The sequence below is a fragment of the uncultured Ellagibacter sp. genome (assembly GCF_934617235.1).
Classification (GTDB): Bacteria; Actinomycetota; Coriobacteriia; order Coriobacteriales; family Eggerthellaceae; genus Ellagibacter.
Window position 1 is genome coordinate 25,348 of the sequence record NZ_CAKTTZ010000002.1, and the last position, 17,850, is coordinate 43,197.

Here is a 17,850-nt window from a genome sequence, read left to right on the forward strand (position 1 = left end):
CTAGCCATTTTCGGACATGAAAGCACAGTAAAGACTGCAAGCGAAGTGCAAGCCGCGGTCGGACACCGCGCAAATGGATGCCTGCGCACCGCGCAACGAAAAAGATCAGCTTGCCGCTAGCAGTGCGAGAGCCTGTCGAGCGTCTACGCGCTTGCAGCAAGAAGCGCGGAAGGCATTTTCATCACGGGAAACGATGTAGTCGCATCGGGCGTTTTCCGCAGCAGCCCTCACCAGCGCGTCCTCGTAATCGGGCTCGTCGGAGCAAAGGGCGCCATCAACCACGCAAAGAGTCAGCTCGACTACCTCGAACGAAGCTCTCATTTGGGAAATCACTTTCCGAGCAGTTTGCTCGTCCCCATAATGCCTATTGAATATGTAGTAGACATCCTTCAGAGATGACGCAAGCAGCAGCGCCCGTTCGTCGCCTCGAGCAGCAATCTCACGGAAGAGCTCGGCAGCAAAACCATGCTGAGGACGAGCGGGAATAACGAGATCGAGCAGGACATTTGTATCGAAGAGGAACTTAGACATAGCGCCGACTTATCAGTTCGCGGTCGTCATCAGGAGAGTCACCGCATAGCCAAGGAATATCAGGGAGTGAATCAATTGTGCTCAGCAAATTCTCGGCCGCCACAATCGCGTCGTCGTCTTTTCTTTGAACGGAGAATAAGATTTCGCCATCAGAGGGCATAGAGATACTCAGCGTGTCGCCAATCTGCACGCCAAAGCGCTTTCGCCATTCGGACGGCAAAACAACCGCGGCGCTATTCCCGTTTCGAATAACCGAGCACGTAGTATTCATGGCCATCCTCCTAAGTTCGTCAGTACCGTACAGACAAACTATACCACACTGAAAGGATCTTACCTCACTCTGACGGTGATGATTATGGAAGCGACCAGGTGCAAAGTTTCATTGCAAATCTTGAGAAAGAGCTGCTGGATAGGAAAAAGTGACACCCAGAGACAAGAGGGACCCAGTTCAACGTGCGAATGAACTGGGTCCCTCTCTATTTGCCTCGGGCGGAATCGCCTACGCACGACGATTCCGCCCGATGCCCTACAGCTGCCGCCAAGACCAACCTAGTGGCGCTTCTGTTTCTTCTCGAAGTTGCGGCGCTCGCCGAAGGAGCGCACGTCGTTCATGCTGGAGGGGCGCTTCTTGTTGCGCTTGGAAGCAGTCGCCGCAGCGCCCTTGTTGCCCGACGGCTTGCTCGTGCGATGCGACTCACCGCGCTTGCCCTTCGAGTCGCCGCGCTTGCCGCCTTCGCCGCGCCTTCCGCCCTCGTTGCGCTTCTCGCCGCGCGAGCCACCGCGTCCGCCGCGACCCTCGAACTCATCGCGCCCACCGCGGCCGCGCTTGCTATCGCCGAACTTCGCAGCACGGCGCTCGGCACGGTTGGCGAACTCGCCAGCTCCACGGCCATCACGCTTGCGACCAGCACCGTTGCGACTCGAGCCACCGCGGCCCTTGCTCTTGCGGTTCAGCATATCGGGATCGAGGTCATATGTCTCAAGCCCCATGAAAGGAATCTCACGATCGATGAGCTTCTCGATGTCGACCAGAAGGCGGCGTTGGTTGGGGCTCACGAACGAGATGGCATAACCATGCTCGCCCGCGCGGCCCGTACGGCCGATGCGGTGCACGTAGTCTTCGGGGCAATCGGGAAGGTCGAGGTTGATGACGTAGTCGACGCTCGGCACATCGATGCCGCGAGCGAGCACGTCGGTCGCCACGAGGATGTTCGCCTTTCCGCGGCGGAACTTATCGAGCGCACGGCGACGCGCACCCACCGACTTGTCGGAGTGGATGGATTCCGCCTGGTAGCCGTCGTCATTCAGAGCCTTCGCAAAATCCTCGGCGCGGTTGCGCGTGCGGGCGAACACGATCACGCGCTCGTGGCCCTTCTCCTCGAGCACCGCGCGAAGGAGCTCGGGCTTCTTGTCCTGCTTGATCGGCATCATGTACTGATCGACGGTCTTGGCCGTTTCGCCCTTGTGCGCGATCTCCACCACAGCGGGGTTCTTGAGCAGGTTGCCAAGGTTCTTCTGGATGGACTCGTCGATCGTCGCCGAGAAAAGAAGCGTCTGGCGCTCGTCGGGCGTGGCCTCGACGATGGTGGTCACGTCGGGAAGAAAGCCCATGTCAAGCATGCGGTCCGCCTCATCAAGCACGAGCGTCTGCACGCCGGAGAGGTCGACGACTTCGCGCTTCATGAGGTCGTTTAAGCGGCCAGGCGTGGCAATGAGCACATCGGTGCCGCGACGGATCTCCTTGATCTGCGGGCCGTAGGGCGCACCGCCGAAGACAGTCGTCACGAACTGCCCGGTGCAACGCGCGATCTTCATGGCCGTGAAGGCGATCTGCTGCGCGAGCTCGCGCGTGGGCGAAACCACGAGCAGGCGCGGCGGACGGTTGCGGCTGCGGTCGCGCGGCATGCGGGAAAGAACGGGAAGCAGGAAGGCGGCCGTCTTGCCCGTGCCCGTGCTCGCCGCGGCGATAAGGTCGCGACCAGTCAAAACGATAGGAATAGCCTGCTCCTGAACGGGCGTAGGCTCATCGTAACCCAAGCGCACAACCGCATCGAGGGCGTTCTCGGACAGGCCAAGGCTGGCAAAGTTTTCCATGTAATACTCTTTTCTTCAGTTGCCACGTTCCATCGCCCCTTGCGATGCGAATCCGTGGGCGCACCCGCTCCCAGCGGCATGCATTTGCGCTTGAGGCGAGCCGCTTTCCAATTCATAGGCGGTAAAAACGCGCGACCCGAAGCCGCCGCGGATATGCGCAAATAAGAAAAGAGAAAGATTTTCGCTTGAAGCGACTGCTCATTATGCCGCTTCCCTCCGCCATCCGCGCGCATCGGCACGGGAAATCCACACTGCGGGGGCTATTTCTTGCGCCAAATGCTGACGATGAGCCAGATCGACAGGACGAGCGAGCCGAAATATCCGAAGAACGACAGCAGCGGCACCCCGAGGAAGCGCGGCTCCATCGTGGTTCCCGCCATCAGGCTCGATCCCACGAACAGGCCCGCGATCACCATCGCAATCGCGACGCGGTTGATCATGCGCGAGAGATGCGCGAGCGGCGCCTCGGAGCCGAGCACCTCCATGTTCATCTTCAGCTGCCCGCGCGTGAGCATTTTGAGCGCCTCGCCGGAATACGACGCCGCGTCGAGCGTGCCGCGCCCCGACGAGTATATCGCCCGCGCGAGGTCCTCAAGTGCGTCGCGGATTTCTTCGCGTGTGCCTTTTTTCCCTTTGATGTGGGCATTTATGATGGCGACGATGTTCTGGTTGGGAATATAGGGCGCCACCGTTCCCTCGATGGTCACGATGCCGCGCGACACACTCGTGACCGACGCGGGAAGCATCACATTGCACGAACGCGTGAGCTGCATGATGTCGCTCAGGAATTGGCCCACGTCGATTTCGGCCACATCGCACGAGCCGTAGTCTTCGAGCAGCAGGTCGAGGTCGGCAAGAAAGCGCGTATGGTCGATGGCCGCGTTGTCCTTCTTGGCCGCAAACCGCATGAGCGCGTCCTTGAGCGCGCCCGGATCCTTGAGCCCCACGGCCTCGATGATGTCGCCGAACCCCGCGCGGTCGCGCGCCGACAGGCGGCCCATGTTCCCCAGGTCGATGTAGACAATCCGCCCATCGCGGATAATCACGTTGCCCGGATGCGGGTCGGCGTGGAAAAACCCATGGTCGAGAATCTGCGTCGCGTAGTTGTCGAGCATCTTCGACCCGATTTCCTCCAGGTCGTACCCGTTGGCCACCAGCTGGTCCGCATCACCGATGGGAATGCCATCGACATACTCCATGACCAGGACATACTCGCTGCACAGCTCGGTGTAGACCTTCGGGCATGCAACGAACGCGCAGTCGCGGTTGAGCTCGGCGAACTCGGCGAGGTTCGCAGCCTCGCGCCGGAAATCGGTTTCCTCGAGAAACGTCGCCCACATCTCCTCAACCACGGCGCGCAAGTCGAGCATCTGCTCGCCCTTCATGTACCTTGAAGCACGGCGGGCGAGCATGCGCATGATGTCGATGTCGAGCGCCATCGTGGCCTTCACGCCGGGGCGCTGGATCTTGATGGCGACCGATTCTCCCGAGGCTAAAACTGCGCGATGCACCTGCGCAAGCGATGCACTGCCGAGCGGCTTCGAGTCGATTGCGGCGAAGATTTCCGTTCGGCGACCCCCGAATTCCTCATCGAGCGCCGCAAGCATCTCGTCGAACGGCAGCGGATCGCATTCCGTTTGGAGCTTGGTGAGCTCCTCGCAGAACACTTTGGGAAGGATTTCCGAGCGCGTCGAGAGCGTTTGCCCGATCTTCACGAAGCTCGGCCCCAAGTCCTCGAGCATCGCCCGGAATTCCTCGGGCGTGAAGCCTTCGAGAGCCCGATGCTTGCCGACAATGCCAAGGATTTCGCGCATGCGGCGACGTCGGGACTTGGGGTTGAGCCCGAAACGGCCCTCGGGGTCGGCGTCGGCCCCGGGAGCAAAAAAGTGCCTGAGCAGTGTGTTGTCTTCGGCCATGAGGAAACCCGTGGCGGCGCGGCGCTAGGCCGTAGTGGTGCTTTCGCCTTCGGGGGCATCGCCTGCATCAGCGGCAGGTTCTGCAACTGCGTCTGCGGCGGGCTCCACAACAACCTCACCTGCGACGACTTCTACGGCGGGCGCCTCGGCAGAAGCGGCATCCCGCTGAGCGTTCAGGGCTGCAGCCTCGTCGAGAACGGAACGCGCGCTGTTGGCGACCGCTTCCACCGCGGTACCCACTGCGGCAACCGCCGTCGCGCATGCGGTCTTCGCTTCAGCGATGGGGTTTGGCTCGGCAGCCGTGCCCGATGCCGATGCGGCATTCGCAGCTTTCAGCTTTTCGGCCGCTGTCTCGGCATCCTTCGCGTTGGCGGTATCCGCCATTTCGCGCACGATGTTGGCGAACTCGACGCGCTCGTCAGGCGACATCATGGACATGCGCGCCTCAATGGTGTCGCGGCGAATAGATGATTCGAGGTTCGATGCGTGGTGCTTGAGCTCGGTGTTAATCTGCTTGCCCTGCTCAACCGTCATCTCTCCGCGAGCGACCAGCTGATCGACCAGCTCTTTGCCCTTTTCGGCGCCAATGGCAACCGCACCGATGCCTGCCAGGAAAATACCTTTGAAACCGTCTCCGAGTGTAGCCATAGTGGCCTCCTTTTCCCTCAGATGGACGTGCCGCGCGGCGACACGCGCTACTTATTCATAATGCCGCATTTGGGAAAAAAGGGCAAACCGTGCCGCCAAAGCGTTGCCATGGTGTAAAAAGCCGAAACCCTCGACAGGGAAAGTTTGAATTGAATTTCGTGTATTCAAGATACACGATTTTGTAGAAAAACATGTATCCCAAATACACGATTTTATATAATAACGTGTATTCGGAGTACGCAATTTTAATGCGAGGGCATAATGAAAAGGGCTATCGAAAGCACTATCGAAACATGGGCGACGAAAGATTTCAGCCGCCCGCTGCTGATCCGCGGCGCCCGTCGCATTGGCAAAACACATGTCGCCGAAACCGTCGGCAGACGAATTGCCGGCGACGCCTTCGTAAAGCTCGACTTCCAAACCGACCTCAAGCTCATCGAGCCCCTGTTCGACGGCCCGACCGACAACGTCGACGGCATCGTGGCGCGCATCGCCGACTACAAACGCATGCCCATAGCAAAAGAATCCGCTTTCATCCTGTTCGACGAGGTTCAATTGTGCGAGCGCGCCTTGAACTCCCTGCGATTCTTCTCAGGTTCGGGTTGGCACATTTGCGCGACAGGCAGCCAGCTCGGTGTCGCAACACGCAAACGCAGGCTCCCCTTCCCCAGCGGAGTCCGTCAAGAAACCATGCACCCTATGACGTTCGAAGAATTCCTCTGGGCCCTTGGCGAAGACCACATGGCGGAGGCGATCAGGACCCACACGCAAACGCTCGAACCGTACGCATCCCATCAGCTTGCATCGCGTTATTTCCGCCTTTACCAGGCAATCGGAGGGATGCCGGCGGCAGTTTCCGCATATCTACAGCAGCAATCGATTGACGACGCGCGCATCGAGCAGCGCGAAATCGACCAAACCTACACTGCCGACATGACCGATCCCGATAACGGTATCAGCGGCATTGCGGCGCGCAAAGTGTGGAAGTCGATTCCAGCGCAGCTTATGCGCTCATCCACGAAGAAGTTCAAGTATTCGGAAGTTGAGCGGGGCGGACGGCGCGCGAAATTAATGGAGCCCCTTGAATGGCTTGAAGGAGCAGGGGTTATCTCCCTCAACGAAATGACCGAATGCGTTGCCGCCCCTCTGATTCCGTTCGACGAAGAGGAAGGCAGCTTTTTCAAGGTCTATCTAGCAGACACGGGACTTATGTTTTACAAGCTTGGGATTAATCCTCGGCTTTGGCTCGAAGCGGAAGAGCTCGGCGCAGCGATCGCTTCTTCCGACTTCAGGGGCGCATTGGCGGAGAACTCCACGGCGCAAGCCTTCTCGTCCAACAACCTTCAAACGTACTATTGGACGCCGCCGAGCTCTTGGAAGGCAACGGGCGAGCTGGACTTTCTCCTCCAAACAGACCGCATGGAAGTAATCCCCGTGGAAGTGAAGTCCGCGCGAAACGTCCGGGCGAAAACACTGGCCTCGTTCATGGAGAAAGCACACTCCCCCTACGCATACGTTCTTTCGGGAAATGACTTTTCGCGCAGCAAAACCGAGTTCGGAAACGAGTTGCGACATCTGCCCCTCTACGCCGCCTACTGCCTCGACGACGGGTTTTTGCGCAGCGAACTATAATGAGACCGCGCCACGACTCCGTCAAAGCTGCGCTTCTCGCCACACTCCTCGTTTAACCTATGAGGAAAGCCATGATGATATTTCGTGTATCTGGAATACACGATTTTGTAGAAAAACGTGTATTCCAGATACACGGTTTCCCACTATTGGGCGTTCGAATCGGAGGCGAGCTGCGACACGAGCCGCTCCATGCCGGTGCTTGAGGGCGCTTCAGAATTTCCGTCGCGTCCCTCAACAAGCGTCGCTCCGACGACCGCCACCAAGATGACGCCCGCGCCAACCCATCCGCCAATCGAGAGGAACTCGCCCAGAAGCGCCATGGAGAACAGCGCCGTGAACACCGGCTCGAAGGTAAGAAGGAGCGAAACCGTCGAAGAGGGAAGGCCCGTAAGCGCGACGTTTTGGAGCGCGAAGGTGACGCACGTGCTCAGAATCGCGAGGAAGACGATAACACCCCAAGCCGCAGGCTCGATCGTCGCGACATCGACGACGGGCTCGGCCGCGAGCGCCGCAGCGAGCGACAGCACGAACGCCGCGAGAATCTGCGTCCCCGCGATTGTCGGGGCAGACAGCTTCTCGAGTCCCTTCTCCCCGAACACGAGCGAGCCTGCGATGGCCGCCGAGGAAAGCAGCGAGAGCGCCTCACCCGCGCCGAACGAGAACGAGCCGCCGTTGCAGCACAGAAGGTACAGCCCGCCGACAACCGCCACCTGGAAGGGAATCATCGCGCGGGGGTAGCGCACGCGGCGTACGACCCGGGCAACGAACGGGGCAAACACCACGGGAAGCGCCACGAGGAACCCCACGTTGGTCGCCGTCGTCACATCGAGCGCCAGGTTGCACGCGATGTAGCCGACCGCCAGGCACACAGCGGCGGGTGCCCAATCGGCAAGCTTGACCCCACGCAGCTCGCGCACCATGCGCGGGCCGAAGACAAGCGCGAACGCAGCGAGTGCCAAACCGAAGCGCAAGACCATGCACCACAGCGGTGTCACGCTTTCGTAGGCGAACTTCGTGATGACGTTGCCGAGCCCGAAGATGACGGTTTGCACGACGACGCAAAGCACGAACGGGCTTCTGCTCCCCTGCTGCATTTTCATCGTCCCTACCCCGTCTTTCCCGCTCGCGCACAGCATGGCGCGCGGCCGTCGAATTCGAATTCCATCACAGAACGCAGCGCGACGTTATGTCGCCTGACGCGATGCCGATGGTAGGGTATGGATGCATCCAAGTAAAACTTGTGTTTCTTTCAAATGATTCAAGATATACTTGTTTAAGGAGTTCAAACCCCATTCTTAGGACAGCTGATGCGAAACCAGAAATACGAAGCGTTCCTGGAAGCGGCGCGAACGGGCAGCTTCAAGCAAGCCGCGAGCGAGCTTGGGTACACGCAGGCGGGCGTCAGCTACCTTGCGAACGCGCTCGAAAAAGAGCTGGGAGTTCGCCTGTTCGTGCGTGAGCACGGCGGCGTCCGGCTTACCTCGGAAGGCAGCGCGCTTCTCCCGTGGATCCAGGAAGTGTGCGCGAGCGAGCGCAGGCTCGAGGCGCATCTTGCGGACTTAAAGCAGCTGGAAGAAGGGTCGCTTCATATCGTCGCGTTCACGAGCACGCTCACGCAATGGCTGCCGCAGATAACGAAGCGCTTCGCCGAGGCGCACCCGCATATCGATCTGCGCATCACCTGCTACGATGACCAGGCACAACTTGAGCACATCGTGGAAAGCGGGCAAGCGGATGTCGGGTTTGTGGCGCTGCCCGTGAAGCGCCCGCTCGAAATAGAGCTGCTCGTGCGCGACCCGCTTCTCGTTGCCGTCGCCCCCGACAGTCCCTTCGCGACGCGCAAGCGCTTCCCCAAGAAGGCGCTTGCGAGTGAGCCGTACATCAAGCTTGATTCGGGCGAGTATTCCGAGATGGACCGCCTGTTCCGCGTAAATGGCGTCGAACCACGCGTGAGGTTTTCCATCGTGAGCGACTACGCCGCGATGGGCATGGTAGCAGCAGGGCTCGGATACAGCGTGCTTTCGGGGCTCGTGCTGCGAAACGCTCCGTTCGACCTGGTCGCGCTTCCCGCGGAGGTTCCCGCCTATCGAGAAATCGCGCTTGCGCAGAAATCGAGCGAGACGGCGTCGGGCGCTGCGCGGGCCTTCATCGAGTGCACGAAAGACTGGATCCGCGAAGCCTACGAAAGCGAACCCGAAGCGCTGTTGCTTTAGTGCATTCAGTTCCACGACTTGCCGCGGGTTCGCATGGGCAGTCCCCGTGCTTGGGACTCGCCCCGAACCCGAAGGGTTTCCCCGCCCTTCAGAGGCACCCACCGCAAACCCGGTCGCTACTCTCCAAGTGCGATGGGGGCGAGTTCGGAAAGCGTGGTGATTGCGTAGTCGGGGTGCTCTGTCAGGAGTTCCTCGCGGGCAAACATGCCCCAGAGTGCGGCGACTGTCACGCAGCCGGCGCCCCGTCCCGCCTGCAAATCATAGGGGCTGTCGCCAATGTAGATACATTCATCAGGCGAAACGCCGAAAAGCTCACATCCGTGCAACACCGGCGCCGGGTCGGGCTTGTGCGCGGGGAACGTATCGGGCGCGACGAGAAAATCGAAATACCCCTCGATCCCCGTGCTCTCCATGGCGCGGCGGGCGTTCCCGCTGCGCTTCGATGTGACGATGCCGAGCGGAAGCCCCGCCGCCGCAAGCTTTCCAAGCACCGCCGTCGTGTCGGGAAACGACCTGATGAGCTGCGAGTGCACGCGGTCGTTGTGCTCGAGGTAGGTGTCGAAGAGCCTATCGTGCACCTCCTGGCTGCCGTCGGCCCAGTCCCACATCTGCACCGTGAGCGGCTGGCCGATCTTCGCGCGCAGCTCCTCGTCGGGAACGTCGCGCCCTAACACCGTCTTCGTCGCGTAGCGAAACGACGCCAGGATGAGCGCCTCGGTATCGACCAGCGTGCCGTCCAGGTCGAACAAGACAGCTTTAACGGAAGAGGCCATGCAGTAGTCCAATCGATGAGGATGCAAGATATTTGGAGGGAAAGATAAAAGAACCCCCGGGTCGAACCGTGAAATTCAACAGGTCTCCAAGGAGTCAGCGAGAAGCGCCCTGGCGAGTGCAGATGCCCCGAGAATCCGAGGAAGCGTACTTAAAGTACGCGACAAGGATTCGCGGGGAGCAGCTGCGCCGTCAGGGCGCTTCGCAGCGTCGGCAAGTTCCGCGGGCCGACAGGTCCGCGGAACCCTCCTATTCGAAGATGCCTGCGAAAGCGCCCAGGCCAGAGGGGTGCTTGCGAGCATTGCGCTTCGCGAAGCGCAGCAGCTCGGCGATGGCGGAAAGCGAGACGTCCTTCTTCTGGCCCGTGCGGCGCAGCTTCACTTCCACCGTGCCCTCGGCCAAACCGCGCTTGCCGATGACCACCTGCAGCGGCCAACCAATAAGGTCGGCGTCCGCGAACTTCACGCCAGCGCGCTCCTTGCGATCGTCGATGACCACGTCGAAGCCGAAATCGGCAATCTCGCTCGCGAGCTTCTCGGCCGCGGGCTGCACCTCGTCGTCTCCAACCGTAAGCGGAATAATGCACACGTGAGCAGGCGCGACGTTGAACGGCCACTGGATGCCGTTCTCATCGTTGTGTTGCTCGACGATGGCAGCCACCGTGCGGGAGACGCCCACGCCGTAGCAGCCCATGATGAACGGGTGCTCCACGCCATCCTCGTCGTGGAAGGTGGCACCCATGGTCTCGGAGTAGCGTGTGCCCAGCTGGAACACCTGGGAAACCTCGATGCCGCGGGAACCCGAAAGCGGCAAGCCGCAGTCGGGGCAGCAGTCGCCGGGCTTCACGACGCACAGGTCGGCCCATTCGTCCACCGTGAAATCACGACCCTCTTCGGCGCCCACGTAGTGGTAGTCGTCCTCGTTCGCGCCGACAACCCAGTGAGCGATGCCCTTCAGGCTGCGAGCAGCGATAATGCGCGCTCCCTCGGGCAGGCCGACCGGGCCCATCGAGCCCTTGTGCAGGCCGAAGGATTCCATTTCCTCGTCGGTGAGCAGTGCAAACCCGGGAACGGTGCGCTCGGCTTTGATCTCGTTGAGCTCGTGGTCACCGGGGACGAACATCACGACGAGCTTGCCCTCGGCGTCCTTGCCGGAGAGCGCCTTCACCGTGGAGCTTTCGGGAATGCCGAGGAACTCCGCGAGCTCCTCGATCGTGCGGATGCCCGGGGTGTGGATCTTCTTAAGCTCGGTGGCCTCGTACTCCGTCGGGCGGGCCAGGCACTCGCCAGCCTCGGTGTTCGCGGCATAACCGCAGGTGCAGTGCACGAGTTCCGCCTCGCCCGCCGGGGCCAGCGCCATGAACTCAGTCGTCACCTTGCCGCCGATCTGGCCGCCATCGGCCTCGACGGGGCGGTAATCCAGGCCGCAGCGATCGCAGATTGCGCCGTAGGCGCGGCTCATGTCGTCGTAGGTTTCCTGCAGCGATTCCTGCGTGGCATGGAAGGAATACGCGTCCTTCATGATGAACTCGCGGCTGCGAAACAAGCCCAGGCGCGGGCGGATCTCGTCGCGGAACTTCACCTGAATCTGGTAGAGCGTGCAGGGAAGCTCCTTGTAGGAACGCAGCTCGTTGCGGATGAGCGACGTGATAAGCTCCTCGTGAGTGGGCCCGAGGCAGAAGCCGTGGTCGTGGCGATCGACGAGGCGCATGAGCTCGGGGCCGTAATCGTCCCAACGGCCGGACTCGTGCCACAGCTCCGCCGGCTGCAGCGCCGGCATCATGATTTCCTGCGCGCCAATCTTGTCCATTTCCTCGCGCACGATGTTCTCGACCTTCGAGAGCACCTTGTAGCCAAGCGGCAGGAAGGTATACACGCCCGAAGCGGTCTTGCGGATCATGCCCGCGCGAAGCATCAGCTTGTGGCTCGCGATTTCCGCGTCCGCGGGGTCTTCCTTCAGCGTCGGAGCATAGAGCTTGCTCATTCGCATAACTTCACTCATAGTTTTCCTATCTCCTCCATCAACACGTCGACGATGGCGTGCTCTTCCACTTTCCGTTGCACTTCGCCGTGCTTGAACACGACGCCTACGCCCGCGCCGCACGCCACACCGATGTCGGCATCGCGCGCCTCGCCGGGACCGTTGACGACGCAGCCCATGACGGCGACCTTTATGGGCTTGGTCGTGCTCATGAGGTTGGATTCAACCTGCTTGGCCAGCTCGATCAAGTTTACCTGACAACGCCCGCACGTGGGGCAGCTGATGATTTCCGGGCCGCGGCGGCGCAAATCGAGCGCCGAAAGCAGCGCCCAGCACGCGCGCATCTCGACGACGGGGTCGTCGGTAAGCGAGATGCGCATGGTGTCCCCGATGCCTTCTTCTAAAAGGATTCCCAGGCCAGAGGCGCTTTTTATGACGCCTTGAAACTGCGTCCCCGCCTCGGTGATGCCGATGTGCAAAGGAATATGGGGCAGATCGCGCGAGAGCTGGCGATACGTGCGCACCGTGGTCATGACGTCGTGGGCCTTCGCGCTCACCACAAGGTCGTGGAACCCGCGGCCCTCGCAGTATTCCACGTAACCCGCGGCGGACGCGGCAAGCTTTTGCGGAAGTGTGAGGTCGCGCCGCGCAGCGAGGTCTTGGTCAAGCGAGCCCGCATTCACGCCGATGCGAATGGGAATGCCCGCCTCACCTGCGGCGTCGAGCACGGCGTCGGTCTTTGCGAGGCCGCCGATGTTACCGGGGTTGATGCGCAGCTTGGCTGCCCCGCGACGTGCCGCTTCCACCGCGATCTGCGCGTCGAAGTGAACGTCAGCGACCACGGGAAGGGGCGACTGCTCGCAGACGTGCTGGAAGGCGTCGAGGCAATCGCGGCGCGGAATGGCCATGCGGACCACCTCGCAGCCCGCCGCGGCAAGTTCCCGAATCTGCGCGAGGTTGGCGTCCACGTCGTTCGCAGGTGCGTTCAGCATGGACTGCACCACCACGGGGGCGCCGCCGCCTAAGGGCACGTTGCCCACCATCACGCGGTGCGTGAGCTGGTTGGGCTTGAGTTTGTTGGCTGTAGCGTCTGTTTTACACATGGATAGCATTCTAGCAGCACCCGCTCGCCTTTGGGAAACCGCCGCGAGAAAGGCACAGGCGGCTCACGAAGGGGGCGAAAGGGAAGGGGAAGGGGAGGCGCGCCGTCCCGCCGAAGGGGTGGAAGACGAACGTGAGGCAAATCACCCGACCCCTGTCTCACTTACTATTCGAAGAGCCAGCGGGGATTGCCCAAGTATCGCTCGGCGACCACCCGCGTGCCAGGTACTTGCTCATCGAGCAGGCCATCGGGCAGCGCATCGCGATAGTGGTTGCGCGACCAGCCGATCATTTGCAGCCGCCGCAGCATCGACAGCGCGCACGCCAAATCGAGCGACGCATCGCTTAGCTTCGCCACGCTGCGATACCCCTCGACCCATCGCTGCGCCATCGCCGGTGCGTAGGGCTTGTGCTCCACAAACGTCAGCGCCGCGGCGAAATCGTACATATACCACGAGTAACCGCAGTCGTCGAAGTCGATGAGGGTCAGCGAACCGTCAGGTCCCTTTATGATGTTCGAGGGCCGCAGGTCCGCATGGATAAGCCCCCAGTTCGACGACGCCCGCCCCGCGCGCGCGACCACTTCGCATGCCGCCCATTCCGCCCGCTCGAACAAAAACTCGTCAGCGCTCGAAAGCTGCGCGTCCCTCCAGCTTCCCCAGCGCGGAGTGTCCCCCACCATCGCATCGACATCCCAGGCAAAACGCGTGAAGCCTTGCGGCGGCTTCCATTGTCGGGCCTGCTCGTGCAGCCGGGCCGTCCACGCACCGATAGTAAGATAGCTGTGAGAAGGGTCGGCGGCGCGTTCTAGCGTGGCACCCGGCACATAGCGCATGCACACGCACAGCCAGGCGTAACCGGTCTCGTCGCGCACCTCCGCCACGAAAAAGCCCGAAGCCAGAGGAATCGGCTCGACGACGTTGATGTCCACAATGCTTTGCAGCGCACGGACCCACGCCAGCTCGGACGCGACAGCGAGCGACCCCCCGACATAGCCGGGCTGGCACACGCGCAGCATCGCATAGGGCTCATCGTTGACGATCACAGAGAACGTGGCATTCTCCGAAACGGTGACCAGGCGCAACTCGGTGCGGAACAAATCGAGCCCCCACGCATCGCACACGCCCCGGCGCAACCACCACGGCGCTGTCGAACCCGGACGATACATGGCAAACGCTGCCAGCTTGCCCGCGCCTCCCTGTCCCGCAAGCGGCTCAAGCTCTTTGAGTTCCAACGAGCGAGGCGCAGGGCGCGCGGTCCGTTTGCGTGCTCTCATGCGATCCTCCTTTTACCTTATATATATGTTGTCGAATTGCTTTTGCGGCCGCGAACGAAACCGAGCGAAAGAAGACCCTTTCCGCGAGTCCCGAAATCGCGCCACGTCACTTTCTGCCCCTTACGCTACAAAGCCCATATTGCGAGATGGTTTCATCGCGTTTTCGAAACATTTCGTTTCGCGTTTCGAAACATTACTGAGCCTTTTTCGTTACAGAGCCTCTACAAAGGGGCCCCGAGGGGGAAACAAAGGGGACCGAAAATAGTCCATGAGCTCACGAGATAGGAGAGACATGTTATTCGGCATATCGCAATTCCGCGCAGCATATCGCGCCGGCACGCTTTCGCCGGTCGAAGCAATCGAATCGCAACTCGCCTACGCAGACGTCGTGGCGAGCGAGGTCAACGCCATAAGCCAGGTCAGCCCCACCGCGCTCGACGAAGCGCGCGAAAGCGAATCGCGCTGGGCTGCCGGCTGCCCGAAGGGTCCGCTTGACGGCGTGCCCGTTGTGGTGAAGGACAGCTACCACATCGCGGGCATGAACCGTTGGCACGGAAGCGCCATCCACGACGGCGACGCCCCCTCGGCAAAAACGTCCGAGCCCATCAAGCGGCTGCGCGAGGCCGGCGCGATCGTGGTGGCGAAAACGACCATGCCCGACATGGGAATGCTCGGCGCGGGGATTTCAAGCCAGTTCGGCATCGTGCGCAATCCGTGGAACAAAGACATCAACCCCGGCGGCTCGAGCGCGGGAGCGGGCGCGTCACTCGCCTGCGGACTCGGCGCGTTCGGCCTGGGAACCGACATCGCGGGAAGCGTCCGCCTGCCCGCCGCGCACTGCGGGCTTGCCGCCATCAAGCCGACACAGGGCCGCATCGCCTACTCGCCCGCGTCGAATATGCGATCCTCGGGCGTCATGGGGCGCAGCATGAGCGACGTCATCGAGGGCCTCATGTGCGTCGGGAAGGAAGCACCGACCGATCCGCAATGCCTGCCGGGCGCGTTCCGGCCGATCGCCTTCGAAGAGGTGCTGCAGCGCTTGCCGAAGGTGGGCCTTCTGCTCGATGTGGGCTACGGCACGCCGACCGACCCCGTCGTCGCCGAGGCGGCACGCACGGCGGCAGCGCGCCTCGAAGCCGTCGGGTTCGCCGTCGAGCCCATGTCCTTGGGGCTTGGAGAGGCCGACTTCGCCAACGCTGACCTGGTGTTCAAAGCGCACGCCGCCGCCGAAGTTCGCGCCTCGCGCCACCCCGAAGCGGTGCTTGACCTGGTCGCGCAATGGCTTGAAGGCGCAGATGCCCGCCCTATGGCCGACTACGAGGACGCCATGTGCGGGCTGCTCGCCACGGTGGCGAAAGTCGAAGCTGCCGCCGGCGCCTACGACTTCCTCGTAAGCCCCGTGATTCCCACGCTTCCGTTCGCCGCCGACACCCCTGGCCCGGGCGATGAGGACATGCTGTTGCACCACACGCACTACACGGCCTGGTTCAACCAGACTGGCCAGCCCGCTGCCGTCTATCGCGAGAAGAATGACGCCGAAACGGGGCTTCCCATCGGCGTGCAGGTCGTCGGGCGCCGCTTCGACGACGCAGGGGCGCTCGCCGTGGCCGCCTTCCTGGAATCAACCCGTGCCGAAGTCGCCCCCTTCCCCACCTTCGAGGAGGTGCCCGCATATGACTAGCGCAACCGCAACCGCACCGCGAACAGCCGTCGTCGACAACACCGTCACCGCCGGCGGGCTTTTACGCGATACCGTGCACGTCGTGTCGCGCCCCGTCACAAGCACGTGGCAATGGACCGTGCCGCGGACCTGCGACATCACGCCAAGCTGGATCGGCGGCGACGGCGAGTTCACCGAAGGCGTCGGCGCAAACGGCCAGCGCGTGCTGCGCCGCCGCTTCACCGGCGAGGTGACCATGTACGCCTCGCCAGTCGAGAACATCACGACCGTCATGGAGGCCGCAGGCAAGGCGGGAATCGCCCCGCGCGTCATCGAGTCCTCCGCTGACGAGGTCATAAGCGCGCTTCTTCCCGAAACCTGGCGACCCGCGAAGCTCGACGAGCTGCGCGACACGCGTCTTCTGTTGCATGCGCTCGACGTGCGCCGCTGCGTGCACGAGCTCAACCTCGGGCCCCGCGCCCTTACCTGCGCCCGCTCGGTCGTGCAGCGCAACCTCGTGCGCGACGTCTCCGTTATGCGCGAGCGGTGTTTGGAGGAAGGCATCTTCCTGCCTCGCAACGTCGATGACATCCTCGGCAAGCTTTCACCGTTCCTCGATGCAGCCGGCGCACTTGCCCACAAGCCCGTGCTCTGTCACGGCGACGGCGCCGCATCGAACTTGCTCATCGACAGCACCGACCCCAACACCCCGCCGCTGCTTACCGGCTGGACGATGTGCGGCCTGCGCGACCCCTATGAGGAAGCGGGATCAGTGCTCTCCGAGCTGCATCCGTTCTGCGCCGCCGACGACGCGCAAGTGCTGCGCCGACTGGACCTCGACTCGAAGAACCTGTTCATCGCGCAGGGGTTTGCCGTTCTCGACGGCGTGTTGTGGGCGCTCATCGGACTGTGGCGCAGCGCGATCAACTCCGACAAGTCGATCGACTGCACGAAATACGGCATGTGGAGGCTCGTGAAGGCACACTATCAGCTTGACACCTTTCCCGAGCTCAACGAATGGTTGGAGGCGCAACGATGAGCAGCAACTTCCCCGAAATGGCAGCCGAACTCACGCCGACGCCCGCCCCCCGCACCATCTCCTGCCCCGCCGCGTTCAACCTCCCCTCCGTCGTGCGCGGCGCTATGGAAGGCGTCGAGATGTGGCGCGGGAAGAACCTCATGGTCAAGCCCATGGACGGCGGCCTGAACAACGAGAACTGGTACGTGCGCGACGACATGAGCCGCGAGTACTTCATCAAGGTTCCGGGTGCGGGCACGGGCTTCATCGATCGCAGCGTCGGACATGCTGGCGCGCTTAAGGCCTCTGAGCTGGGTATCGGCGCGAAGGTCTACGAATTCAACCCCGAGACAGGCGTGGAGGTCACCGAGTTTTTGCGCGGGTACGACACCTGCACCACCACGACGCTTCGCACCCAAGAACAGGGCCTGCAGGTTATGGAAACCTATCGCTCGTTGCACGCAAGCGAGAAGTTCGGGAAAACGAACATGATGTTCGACCAGATCGACCAGCATATCGGCCAGATGCAGGAGCTCGGGCTTACCCTTCCCGCGTGGGCAGACGACCTGCTTGGCGAATACGACGAGGTCAAGCAGCGCTTCAACGCCTCGGGCATCGATCTTTCCCCCTGCCACAACGACCCCATGCCCGGCAACTTCATGGTGAATTCCGACGGCATGAAGCTCATCGACTTCGAATTCTGCGGCGACAACGAGCCGACCTACGAGCTCGGGCTTTTCTTCTGCGAGATGTTCTATGACGACGAGGAGATGCTGCCGATGATCGAGGCGTACTACGGGCGCATCGACCCCCACGCGCTTGCCCGGATTCGCGTGTCGCGCGTGATGGGCGATTTGAAATGGGGCATGTGGGGCATCATCAACTCCGTCGTCCGCGACGTCGGATTCGACTACTGGAAATACGGCATTTGGAAGCTTATGCGAGCGAAGACGTACCAGCACTCCATTGACTGGGACGCTTCAAAACTCGCAATTTAAGCTCCTGGCCTG

General features: G+C 61.8%; 15 protein-coding genes. 5 read left to right on the top strand and 10 right to left on the bottom strand.

Annotated features, from left to right (window positions below; genetic code table 11):
* Positions 1–105: 105 nt before the first annotated feature.
* The 5 genes from Q0G85_RS00650 to Q0G85_RS00670 all read right to left on the bottom strand — a co-directional run bounded on the left by Q0G85_RS00650 (position 106) and on the right by Q0G85_RS00670 (position 5,189).
* The gene (locus tag Q0G85_RS00650) at positions 106–531 is read right to left on the bottom strand and encodes a PIN domain-containing protein (RefSeq protein WP_297153699.1); all 426 of its coding nucleotides are present in this window, start codon (positions 529–531) and stop codon (positions 106–108) included.
* Complete coding sequence (locus Q0G85_RS00655; protein ID WP_297153702.1) at positions 524–802, bottom strand: AbrB/MazE/SpoVT family DNA-binding domain-containing protein; 279 nt, start codon at positions 800–802, stop codon at positions 524–526. The genes Q0G85_RS00650 and Q0G85_RS00655 overlap by 8 nt, the downstream gene beginning before the upstream one ends.
* A 278-nt stretch (positions 803–1,080) precedes the next feature.
* A complete protein-coding gene (locus Q0G85_RS00660) occupies positions 1,081–2,625 on the bottom strand; it encodes a DEAD/DEAH box helicase (RefSeq protein ID WP_297153704.1) in 1,545 nt (514 codons plus the stop codon).
* A 260-nt stretch (positions 2,626–2,885) separates the two neighbouring features.
* Positions 2,886–4,541 (bottom strand): AarF/ABC1/UbiB kinase family protein, encoded by a 1,656-nt coding sequence (locus Q0G85_RS00665; protein WP_297153708.1) that lies wholly within the window; start codon positions 4,539–4,541, stop codon positions 2,886–2,888.
* 24 nt (positions 4,542–4,565) lie between these two features.
* Entirely contained in the window at positions 4,566–5,189 is a 624-nt protein-coding gene (locus Q0G85_RS00670) for a phasin family protein (protein ID WP_297153710.1), read from the bottom strand.
* Between the two features lie 261 nt (positions 5,190–5,450).
* On the opposite strand from Q0G85_RS00670, the gene Q0G85_RS00675 reads away from it, so the two are divergent.
* Positions 5,451–6,821, top strand: coding sequence for an ATP-binding protein (locus tag Q0G85_RS00675; RefSeq protein ID WP_297153712.1), 1,371 nt, complete (start codon positions 5,451–5,453; stop codon positions 6,819–6,821).
* Positions 6,822–6,964: 143 nt separating this feature from the next.
* On the opposite strand, the gene Q0G85_RS00680 is transcribed toward Q0G85_RS00675, so the two are convergent.
* On the bottom strand, positions 6,965–7,921 hold the full coding sequence (locus tag Q0G85_RS00680) for a DMT family transporter (protein WP_297153714.1): 957 nt from the start codon (positions 7,919–7,921) through the stop codon (positions 6,965–6,967).
* A gap of 207 nt (positions 7,922–8,128) precedes the next feature.
* Here Q0G85_RS00680 and Q0G85_RS00685 point away from each other — a divergent pair, with 207 nt between their 5' ends.
* Positions 8,129–9,034: a LysR family transcriptional regulator gene (locus Q0G85_RS00685; protein WP_297153717.1), complete on the top strand. Its 906-nt coding sequence runs from the start codon at positions 8,129–8,131 to the stop codon at positions 9,032–9,034.
* 116 nt (positions 9,035–9,150) lie between these two features.
* Here Q0G85_RS00685 and Q0G85_RS00690 read toward each other — a convergent pair whose 3' ends face one another.
* From Q0G85_RS00690 to Q0G85_RS00705, 4 genes are all read right to left on the bottom strand, one after another.
* Positions 9,151–9,807 (bottom strand): HAD family hydrolase, encoded by a 657-nt coding sequence (locus Q0G85_RS00690; protein WP_297153719.1) that lies wholly within the window; start codon positions 9,805–9,807, stop codon positions 9,151–9,153.
* Between the two features lie 247 nt (positions 9,808–10,054).
* Positions 10,055–11,806, bottom strand: coding sequence for a proline--tRNA ligase (locus Q0G85_RS00695; RefSeq protein WP_297153722.1), 1,752 nt, complete (start codon positions 11,804–11,806; stop codon positions 10,055–10,057).
* Complete coding sequence (gene ispG / locus Q0G85_RS00700; protein WP_297153725.1) at positions 11,803–12,888, bottom strand: flavodoxin-dependent (E)-4-hydroxy-3-methylbut-2-enyl-diphosphate synthase; 1,086 nt, start codon at positions 12,886–12,888, stop codon at positions 11,803–11,805. Before ispG ends, Q0G85_RS00695 begins: the two co-directional genes overlap by 4 nt.
* A gap of 164 nt (positions 12,889–13,052) precedes the next feature.
* Positions 13,053–14,162: a phosphotransferase enzyme family protein gene (locus tag Q0G85_RS00705; RefSeq protein WP_297153727.1), complete on the bottom strand. Its 1,110-nt coding sequence runs from the start codon at positions 14,160–14,162 to the stop codon at positions 13,053–13,055.
* 292 nt (positions 14,163–14,454) lie between these two features.
* On the opposite strand from Q0G85_RS00705, the gene Q0G85_RS00710 reads away from it, so the two are divergent.
* The 3 genes from Q0G85_RS00710 to Q0G85_RS00720 are packed head-to-tail and all read left to right on the top strand — an operon-like array spanning position 14,455 to position 17,838.
* Positions 14,455–15,843: an amidase gene (locus tag Q0G85_RS00710; RefSeq protein WP_297153730.1), complete on the top strand. Its 1,389-nt coding sequence runs from the start codon at positions 14,455–14,457 to the stop codon at positions 15,841–15,843.
* Positions 15,836–16,861, top strand: coding sequence for a phosphotransferase (locus Q0G85_RS00715; RefSeq protein ID WP_297153734.1), 1,026 nt, complete (start codon positions 15,836–15,838; stop codon positions 16,859–16,861). Before Q0G85_RS00710 ends, Q0G85_RS00715 begins: the two co-directional genes overlap by 8 nt.
* A complete protein-coding gene (locus tag Q0G85_RS00720; RefSeq protein ID WP_297153738.1) occupies positions 16,858–17,838 on the top strand; it encodes a choline kinase family protein in 981 nt (326 codons plus the stop codon). Before Q0G85_RS00715 ends, Q0G85_RS00720 begins: the two co-directional genes overlap by 4 nt.
* Positions 17,839–17,850: the final 12 nt, after the last annotated feature.